Annotated in this window: 5 protein-coding genes; all 5 read right to left on the reverse strand. The window is 55.7% G+C overall.

Annotated elements, in window-relative coordinates; translation table 11 throughout:
- The coding region (locus HIJ39_RS23880; protein ID WP_207711853.1) for a hypothetical protein at positions 1-394 on the reverse strand (394 nt) is incomplete at its 3' end.
- Positions 395-803: 409 nt separating this feature from the next.
- Positions 804-1,214, reverse strand: a complete 411-nt coding sequence (locus tag HIJ39_RS21955; RefSeq protein WP_169103176.1) for a VOC family protein — start codon at positions 1,212-1,214, stop codon at positions 804-806.
- A 268-nt stretch (positions 1,215-1,482) separates the two neighbouring features.
- Positions 1,483-2,109: an NHL repeat-containing protein gene (locus tag HIJ39_RS21960; protein WP_169103177.1), complete on the reverse strand. Its 627-nt coding sequence runs from the start codon at positions 2,107-2,109 to the stop codon at positions 1,483-1,485.
- Positions 2,110-2,302: 193 nt separating this feature from the next.
- Entirely contained in the window at positions 2,303-2,692 is a 390-nt protein-coding gene (locus tag HIJ39_RS21965; RefSeq protein ID WP_169103178.1) for a VOC family protein, read from the reverse strand.
- 297 nt (positions 2,693-2,989) lie between these two features.
- Complete coding sequence (locus HIJ39_RS21970; RefSeq protein WP_169103179.1) at positions 2,990-3,511, reverse strand: hypothetical protein; 522 nt, start codon at positions 3,509-3,511, stop codon at positions 2,990-2,992.
- Positions 3,512-3,678: the final 167 nt, after the last annotated feature.

Consider the following 3,678-nt stretch of genomic DNA (forward strand, 5'->3'; position numbering starts at 1 on the left):
GTGGGGGCAAATGGCCCTGGCGTTCGGGGCAGAATCCTTGCCCCATCTGCAAAACGGAATCCCGAGAGGCTATGGAATAGTTGGGGGACCGACCGAGCACCACACGGACTATCGAATCCTTGGGCACCGTAATTTCATGGGACTGGACATGCGTGGTGAGCGTTGCCTCAGCACGGAAATCGATCGGCCAATACCGGCTCCCTTGTTTTTTTGCCGCGACACCGATGAATTTTAGCGGCTTATTGGAGTCCGTGTGCGCGGTGACCCATTGTCGAGCTATCGGTATCGGCGCAGCCGGCTCTATACCGGTCGACAACCCCGGCCCACAGCCAGCTGCGGAGACGATTGTAAGTCCTGTGAGTAGCGTGACTCCGAACCGTTTGACAAGACCCATGTGGTACCTCCCCGGGACGGCAAACATGCAACATTTCTTGGACAGCCACTTCCGGATTCATCAACACGCCATCCCGGTGTAACTTATCACGGCATCGAAGTGGGCCGGGAAACGGTAAGTGATACGCATCGCCCGCAACAAAGGAGACATTGGCAATCGCACGTTGGTGGGCTTTTGCCGTGGCTGTCTGAATAAATCTATCATCCAAGTGTACACCGGTGGCGGTCCCGGAGTTGACACAAATAAGTGATAAACGGGGCCGAGCGCGTCCCACGGCTTAAGGCAGACTCGCCCCCGTCAGCTTATTCGCATTGGCGCGTTGCACGTCAAGAATATTGGTCAACGCCTGCGCCGGCCAGTCCCCGGGAGCCGCTCGGCATCATGGGTCGCACAAGGAATGATTAATGAGTTAACGAGCGCCCAACAAGGACCTCTGTGGAAAGGTGTCGTTGCTGAGGTCGAAGATGCGAACCGGGCTACCGTCATGATCCTGGTAGACCGCATAGCGCCCAGGAGGGACATCGCAAGGGGGCAGAACCCAGGTAAACGCGTGTTTCCATGTCCCATAGTACTCGTCCACGTTGGTCACCAGAAAAACCGTGCCCGCTCCGATGGTGCATTCGAACGCGTCTTGTTCGACCATGATGTCGGGGCGCTGAGCGCCCGGCGTTTGGAGTAACGCGGTATTCTCGTCCGGCCACCATCGAGCTTCCGCCCCTAGGGCCTCCCGATAAAACTCGACCGCCCGATGGACATCTCGGGTCGGATACATCGCGAAAGCCAGGTGGTTTAGGACACTGCCATCAGTTTTACTGGGCATAGCGGTCGTTCCTCCTCACACGCCGTATCTTTCATATAACACCACCCCCCGGCCAACCCGGTTTCGAGACCGTTTCTCTCACGAACCGGACCGGCCGGTTAACGAATCGGACTAAAAACGCCACGGAATGCCCAAGGGTTTCTAGTCGAGCCCGGATGTTTATGATTGGCGAAGTCAAAATCCATAGTGCCGGGCCTGGGATCTGCCGGGGCATCCGCTCACATGAGGGCACAACGTGCCGCATGAAGCATCCGATCCCCAGGCACGTCTAGTGCTCCTGAATTTCGACCTGAGTCAAGCAACGATTCGTATAATCGCAATACCATAACGTGTCGCCAGCGCCACGGCACAACCCGGTGGGGTGGCCCGGCAAGTCAAACCGCGCAATCGCGGTATTCTGGTTTCGATCCCATCCCACCAGCTGCCGGGCCGGGTAATCGGTAAACCACAGCGTGTTATGAACGCGAGCCAATCCATGGACGGAACCATCGATCTGCCAGTGCCTGAGAAGCCGGTGGGTACTACCGTCGCGCTCTTCGATGATCCCTGTTGCCTTGGAGCCCAACCAATAGCGGTCCCGTTCCACGTGGAGTCCGCACATCGCCTCGGAATCGGCCGCCAATGCGATTTCGTCCAGCACCCACCCATCGGTCGGACGAATCAACCGGATGCGCTTGGGCGTCCCCGCAATTTGCCATAGAAGATTCCCGTCGAAGCCGAGGCACGTCCGCACATCGTCACAAGACAGCTCAGATTTCACCTCGCCCGTCTCCGGGTCCACTTGATAAATGGCGTTGGTGGCACCGTCGGAATGCCAAAGACCAAGGCCATCCCAAGCCACCCCGCACAGATGTTCGCCGGGCGCCGGGACGGACCTTACCACTTCCATCCGCATGTTCGTTTGCTCACCTGCCCTTCGTTACTTCAAAATATAACGACGGTGGTTTGGAGTGCTGCCCGATGGACAGAGCGGTACTTTGGCCCCCACTAGTCCACCACCGGTGCTTTTTTGCCCACTTAAGATAATCCCACGCCTCCGCTGCGCTCAGCACGATGGTTCTCCATCGAACCGAACGTCGCGCACCGACTTACGGTGCGACCACCTCCACCTTGATTCGGTCCGGATCCTCAAAATAGAGCGCATAGTGGTCCGGTCCGCCGGCAAAGGGATGGCGATCTTCATAGAGAACCCGAAGGCCGCACGCACGCACCTGCTCGGTCAAGGCATCGACCTGGTGTCGTGATCGGGCCCACAAGGCCAAGTGGTTCAGGCCAACGCGGCCTCGGTGGTACGGCACATCCAGATGCCGGGCCAGAGCCTGCACGAACACTAAGTAGGTATCGTTCAACCGCCAACTGCGTCCCGTGTCCCATTCTTGGAACGGCTCGTACCCGAGCTCCGCAAAAAACCATCCCCAGAATTCCGTAGAACGAGCAAGGTTTGAGACATAAATTTCAACATGATGAAGACCCTTCAAGAGAGGTTGTCCCAGGCTTCGTAGATTTTCCGGACGCAGATTCTCTTGGATTTTCGCATCGTTTCGGGTTCGGCATTTTGTCGGTTGAGGAAACGGGACGCCGATATCTGATAATATATAAACAATTCTACGAATTTCTTTGCTACTCTCGCCGATTTTTAGAATGTGCTATTTGTGAGCTGATCGAGTCCAGTCATGGTCGGTCCGATTGGTGACTTAACCTGCTTTCTGCTTTCTACTTCGCCTGCGGCATCGGCACTCTTGGCACTTGTTATGGCCTCCCTCAGTGCAGAGTCGTCATGTAGGCCAACCGAAAAGACGGCGAATAGCTAACAGGAATGTATCGGGGTCACTACTCCGCGGCATTGAAAGAGCCGCATAGTGATCAGCATTGAAGTTCGCCATCCGGCCCTCGGGATCCCATACCAAATCCACTATCCAACGCCCATCAGGAATAGTGAAGTCTGTGCTTCGAAACAACCGCCGAATGTTGTCTGGTATGGCTAAGCGCTCGACGTAGCGGTCGTTTTGAAATTCTGTTACGAAGGTTTTCCATTGGCCCAACCATGATACGGCGAAAACATCCGGAGGGAAGGGCTCGGAAACCCACTGAGGATCGACCCACCGTTGCTCGACGGCAAATCGTTCAGCCGGATCCATGCGGCGTAAAAGGCACAGGTTCGCGAACCACTTCTCCCACACTAGGAGAATTCCATCATGGTTCACTGCTCCAAACCAGGGCTGCCGCGCGATCCACAGGGCAAAATTAAGGCTTAGCGGTCGACGCTCGACAATTGCGCCGGATTGAGAATTTTGCAAAATGCTCTCCCTCCTGCAGGAATGTTTCCGAACATGGAGAATTATACCACTCATCAACCAATGAAAGGAAAAAAACCATGCGGATAAATCATTTGAGGGTTTTTCATAACTGGACAAATCACGGCTGTGGATAAGTGCTCCCCCTTGATGATGCCCTTTCCAACGTT

It is taken from the genome of Sulfobacillus harzensis, assembly GCF_012933365.1.
In the GTDB taxonomy this organism is placed as follows: Bacteria; Bacillota; Sulfobacillia; order Sulfobacillales; family Sulfobacillaceae; genus Sulfobacillus_B; species Sulfobacillus_B harzensis.